Source organism: Streptomyces sp. WELS2 (assembly GCF_013870595.1).
In the GTDB taxonomy this organism is placed as follows: domain Bacteria; phylum Actinomycetota; class Actinomycetes; order Streptomycetales; family Streptomycetaceae; genus Streptomyces.
Map to the genome: position 1 here is coordinate 1 of NZ_JACBWZ010000399.1, position 5,645 is coordinate 5,645.

A 5,645-nucleotide genomic window follows, 5' to 3' on the forward strand; every position below is an offset into this window, starting at 1 on the left:
CAGGACGGCGGTGCCCGTCACAGCCGTGCGTAGGCGCATGTCTTCCCCTGCCTATGGGTGGGTGCGGTCGGGGGGAGGGACCGGGGCGGGGGTGCGCGGGTTGCCCGGGTGTAGGCCGGTCGGGTGAACTTCCGTTCCTTTGCCGGGCCGGCCCCTGCCGCGCCCCTATGGTGCTGCGTCCGGCCGGTCCTCGAGCCGTCCGTGCGGCGGGCGTTCGCGCCACAGCCGCAGCCCGACGTCCACCATCGGCACCCGGACCAGGCCGGGTACGCCGGCCAGGTCGTGCCAGGCGGCGAAGTCGGTGGAGCCGCCGACCTCGAAGCGGAGTTCCCCGCCGGTGACCTCGCCCGCGTAGAAGATCCGCAGGGCCTGGTGGTCCAGGCGGCGGCCGACGCGCGGGTCCCCGACGAACCGGCGGGTGTGGACGCCGAGCAGGCCGGTCACCTCGATGCGGTAGCCGGTCTCCTCGGTGACCTCGCGGCGGACGGTGTCGTACGGGTCCTCACCGTGCTCCATGCCACCGCCGGGCAGCACCCACTCGGGGGTGCCGTCGGGCGCCGGTGACCGGGCGAGCAGGAGGTGTCCGTCGCGGACGCACACGGCGTAGGCCGCCACCCTCAAGTTCCGTCTCATGCCCGGACGTTACGGCCCGAGGCGGGCACCGGCGAGCGAAAATCCCGGCGCCGGACAGATCACCTCGTACGCAAGGGCCGGATTCCGGCTCATACCACCGGAAACCGCGCGTTTCCCATCGCGGGTTTTCCCCATACGTTCATTTCGATTGCGTCAACGGTCCCCAAAAATCCGCCCCGTCGGTCAGGCTGAGCGCTCCCGCCCGCCCGTTCCTTGACCCGAGGGATGCCGATGACCCACACCGCCCCCGAGCGTGATCCCATATCCGGCCCGAGACGCCTGGCCCGCATAGCCGTGGCCGTGGGCGTGGTGGCCGCCCTCTCCGCGGCCGGGCCGGTGCCACTGGCCCTGGCCGCGGAGCCGTCCCCCGCCCCGGCCGCCGATCCGGGCGTCAAGTCCGCCCACGACAAGCTGGGTTCGGACGACGCCGCCCTGCTCGCCGAGGCCAAGGCCGACGGCGACAAGAACGTCACCCTGATGATCGCGACCTCGCCCGGGCAGACGGAGCAGGTCGCCGGGCAGCTCGACGCGGTCGACGGCGGCCTGGTGGGCCGTACCGACGACAAGCTCGGCTACGTCCGGGCCACCGTCCCGACGAGCCGCGCGGACGCGGCCATCGACGCCGCCGTGAAGCTCTCCTCCGTGCGGGCCATCGACCTCAAGCAGGAGATCCCGCTGGACGACCCGGCGCCCACGGGCGCCAAGTCCCCCTCCGGCAAGGCCGTCTACCCGGCACCGGGCCGGAACACCCCGGCGGAGAACCCGTACAACCCCTCCTTCGAGACCGGTGCCGTGGACTTCGTCCGGGACCACCCGAAGGCGGACGGGCGCGGGGTCACCATCGGCATCCTGGACTCCGGTGTCGACCTCGGCCACCCGGCGCTGCGCACGACCACCACCGGCGAGCGGAAGATCGTCGACTGGGTGACCGCGACCGACCCGGTCACCGACGGCGACGGCACCTGGCGGCGGATGACCACCGGCGTCACCGGCCCGGCCTTCTCCGTCACCACCGCGCAGGGCACCGAGAGGTTCACGGCGCCCGAGGGCTCGTACAAGTTCAACTACATGTACGAGTCCGCCACCGCGGGCGGCGACGAGAAGGGCGACCTGAACCGGGACGGCGACACCACCGACGCCTGGGGCGTGCTGTACGACCCGGCCGCCGGCACGGTCCGCGTGGACACCAACGACAACCTGGACTTCACCGACGACACGCCGATGAAGCCGTACAAGGACGGCTTCCAGGTCGGCTACTTCGGCACCGACGACCCGGCGACCGACGTCGCCGAGCGGGTCCCGTTCGTGGTGGAGACCCGCAAGGACGTCGTCTACAACGCCTCCGGCGCCAAGGCCGACTACGTCAACATCGGCGTCATCGAGTCCGAGCACGGCACCCACGTCGCCGGCATCACCGCCGCCCACGGCCTGTTCGGCGGGAAGATGAACGGCGCGGCCCCCGGCGCGAAGATCGTCTCCTCGCGAGCCTGCACCTGGACCGGCGGCTGCACCAACGTCGCCCTCACCGAGGGCATGATCGACCTGGTGACCAAGCGCGGTGTCGACATCGTCAACATGTCGATCGGCGGGCTGCCCGCGCTCAACGACGGCAACAACGCGCGCGCCGAGCTGTACACCCGGCTCATCGACACCTACGGCGTGCAGCTGGTGATCTCCGCCGGCAACTCCGGGCCGGGCGCCAACACCATCGGCGACCCGGGCCTGGCCGACAAGGTGATCTCGGTCGGCGCGGCGATCTCCAAGGAGACCTGGGCCGCCAACTACGGCTCGGTCGTGGAGAAAAAGTACGCGATGATGCCGTTCTCCTCGCGCGGCCCGCGTGAGGACGGCGGCTTCACCCCGACCCTGAGCGCACCCGGCGCCGCGATCAACACCACCCAGACCTGGCTGCCGGGCAGCCCGGTCGCCGAGGCGGGCTACTCCCTCCCGGCCGGCTACTCGATGCTGCAGGGCACCTCGATGGCCGCCCCGCAGGCCACCGGCGCCTCCGCGCTGCTGCTGTCGGCCGCGAAGCGCGAGGGCATCGACCTCACCCCCGCCCGGCTGCGCACCGCGCTGACCTCGACCGCCGACCACATCAAGGGCGTCCAGGCGTACGAGGAGGGCGCGGGCCTGATCGACATCGTGGACGCCTGGGACGCCGTCGAGGACGGCGCCACCGCCCACGACTACACCGTCAAGGCGCCGGTCGACACCGCGATCGACGACGCGCTGAAGACCCCCGGCTTCGGCACCGGCCTATACGACCGCGAGGGCGGTCTGAAGGCGGGGCAGAAGAAGACCTACGACGTGACGATCACCCGTACGTCCGGCCCGGACAAGGCGGTGTGGCACGAGCTGCACTTCGAGAACAACGCCGGGCACACCTTCCGGATCGTCGGTGACGACGTGGTGCGGCTCCCGCTGAACCGGCCGGTGACGGTGAAGGTGCAGGCGGCGCCCGACTCCGCGGGCGTCAAGAGCGCGATCCTGGAGGTCGACGACCCGGGGACCGAGGGCGTCGACAAGCAGGTCCTCACCACGGTCGTCGTCGCCGAGCCGGTGAAGTACACCTACTCCGCGTCCGGTTCCGTGCAGCGCAACAGCACCCGGTCGTACTTCCTGAGCGTGCCCGAGGGCGCCACGTCCCTGGAGGTCGCCCTCGGCGGGCTGAAGGACGGCAGCCAGACCCGGTTCATCGCCATCCACCCCTACGGCGTCCCGTCCGACAACACCGGCACGCCGTACTGCTACCACAACTACCTGGACGGCAACGGCTGCAAGCCCGGCGTGCGCGCGTACGCCGACCCGCAGCCCGGCGTCTGGGAGGTCGAGGTCGAGTCCCGGCGCACCTCTCCGCTGCTCGACAACCCCTACCGGCTGGACGTCTCCGTCCTCGGCGCGGCCTTCGACCCGCAGACCGTGACCGTGCCCGAGGCGAAGGCGGGGACCCCGGTCACCGCGTCCTGGACGGTCACCAACGGGTACGCCCCGCTGGAGGGCACCCTGGCCGGCGGCCCGCTCGGCTCCGCCGAGTCCGCCCGGCCGGCCATCAAGGAGGGCGAGACGCGGACCACCACGGTGACCGTCCCGGCCGGCGCCACCTCGCTCGACGTCGCCATCGGGCGGGTCTCGGACGCGGCGGCCGACCTGGACCTCGCGGTGTACGACGCCTCCGGCAAGGAGGTCGGCAAGTCCGCCGACGGCGACTCGGAGGAGGCGGTCTCCGTGCCGTCCCCGGCCGCCGGCACCTACACGATCCAGGTCGTGGGCTACGCCGTCCCGTCCGGATCGACCGACTACGACTACCGGGACGTGTTCTTCTCCCCCGCCCTCGGCTCCGTCACGGTCGCCGACCCGGCGCCGGTCCACCTCGCCACGGGCGCCTCGGCGACGGTCACCGGGCAGGTCACGGCCGCGGCGGAGGCCCCGGCGGGCCGCGAGTTCTTCGGCCGGGTGCGGCTGGTGAACGCGCACGGTACGACGGCGGGCACGGCCAGCGTGAAGATCACGAAGGTCACGCCGTAACAGGATGACGGCCGGGAAGGAGGGGCGGGGGTCCGTGCGGACGCCCGCCCCTTTCCCGTGCGCCGGGGACCGGCGGCCGGACGAAGAGGCGTACGTCACACCTTCGTGTGGCCGGGACCCGCGCGGGCAGGGGCGGGACGGCACAGCTTGCGGCGCGGGGCCGCCGCGAAGGGAATTCCTCCATCCCGACGGGGTGCCGGGCGGATGCGCGGAACCGTCCGCGGGGCGGCCGTGTCCCATTCCTCGGGCACGCTGGGCAAAGAATTGGACAGGTGGACCGGGGTGGGCCGCATGATGGAAACGCCCCGGTCAGGCAAGCAACACACAAGAGGGAGTCGCCGTGAGGGTCGGAATCGTCGGAGCCACCGGTCAGGTGGGCACGGTCATGCGCAGGATCCTCGCGGAGCGTAACTTCCCGGTCACGCAGCTGCGCCTGTTCGCCTCGGCCCGCTCGGCCGGGACCGTGCTGGACGGTGTGACGGTGGAGGACGCGGCGACCGCGGACTACACCGGCCTGGACATCGTGCTCTTCTCGGCGGGCGGCGCGACCTCCAAGGCGCTGGCCGAAAAGGTCGCCTCCCAGGGCGCCGTCGTGATCGACAACTCCTCGGCCTGGCGCAAGGACCCCGAGGTCCCGCTGGTGGTCTCCGAGGTGAACCCGCACGCGATCGCCGACCGCCCCAAGGGCATCATCGCCAACCCGAACTGCACCACGATGGCCGCGATGCCGGTGCTGAAGCCACTGCACGAGGAGGCCGGCCTCGAGGCGCTGGTCGTCGCGACCTACCAGGCGGTGTCCGGCTCGGGCCTCGCGGGCGTGGCCGAGCTGCACGGCCAGGTGCAGAAGGTGGCGGCCGACGCCGACAAGCTCACCCACGACGGACAGGCGGTCGACTTCCCCGAGCCGCAGGTCTACAAGCGCCCCATCGCCTTCAACGTGCTCCCGCTGGCCGGTTCGATCGTGGACGACGGTCTGAACGAGACCGACGAGGAGCAGAAGCTGCGCAACGAGTCCCGCAAGATCCTGGAGATCCCGGAGCTGAAGGTGTCCGGCACCTGTGTGCGCGTGCCGGTCTTCTCCGGGCACTCCCTCCAGGTCAACGCCCGCTTCGCCCGCCCCCTCAGCCCGGAGCGGGCCACCGAGCTGCTGGCCAAGGCGCCCGGCGTGGCCCTGTCCGACATCCCGACCCCGCTCCAGGCGGCCGGCCAGGACCCGTCGTACGTCGGCCGCATCCGCCGCGACGAGACGGTGGACAACGGTCTGGCGCTGTTCGTCTCCAACGACAACCTCCGCAAGGGCGCCGCGCTGAACGCGGTGCAGATCGCGGAGCTGGTGGCGGCGGAGCTGTCGGCGAAGTAACCACCCGCGCGGTCCGGGGCGGTCACGGTGACGTGGCCGCCCCTTGCCCGTCACGGCCCGGGGTGAGGGCCGCCAGCCCCGCGAGCACACCGCCCGTGAGCAGGACGGCGGTCGGTCCCGGTCC

3 protein-coding genes are annotated in these 5,645 nt (G+C 72.2%); 2 read left to right on the top strand and 1 reads right to left on the bottom strand.

Annotation, left to right across the window (positions count from 1 at the left end):
• Positions 1–165: 165 nt before the first annotated feature.
• Entirely contained in the window at positions 166–633 is a 468-nt protein-coding gene (locus H5J33_RS21535) for an NUDIX hydrolase (RefSeq protein ID WP_181796560.1), read from the bottom strand.
• A 231-nt stretch (positions 634–864) separates the two neighbouring features.
• Between H5J33_RS21535 and H5J33_RS21540 the strand changes: the two genes are divergently transcribed.
• Together H5J33_RS21540 and H5J33_RS21545 are read left to right on the top strand one after the other, a co-directional pair.
• Positions 865–4,161, top strand: coding sequence for a S8 family serine peptidase (locus H5J33_RS21540; RefSeq protein WP_181796561.1), 3,297 nt, complete (start codon positions 865–867; stop codon positions 4,159–4,161).
• Positions 4,162–4,501: 340 nt separating this feature from the next.
• The gene (locus H5J33_RS21545; protein WP_181796562.1) at positions 4,502–5,521 is read left to right on the top strand and encodes an aspartate-semialdehyde dehydrogenase; all 1,020 of its coding nucleotides are present in this window, start codon (positions 4,502–4,504) and stop codon (positions 5,519–5,521) included.
• The last annotated feature ends 124 nt before the right edge of the window (positions 5,522–5,645 follow it).

What these genes read in the sequence shown, in the direction of transcription:
- H5J33_RS21540 (WP_181796561.1), top strand. Translation starts at nt 865, where the DNA reads ATGACCCACACCGCCCCCGAGCGTGATCCCATATCCGGCCCGAGACGC.
- H5J33_RS21535 (WP_181796560.1), bottom strand. Translation starts at nt 633, where the DNA reads ATGAGACGGAACTTGAGGGTGGCGGCCTACGCCGTGTGCGTCCGCGAC.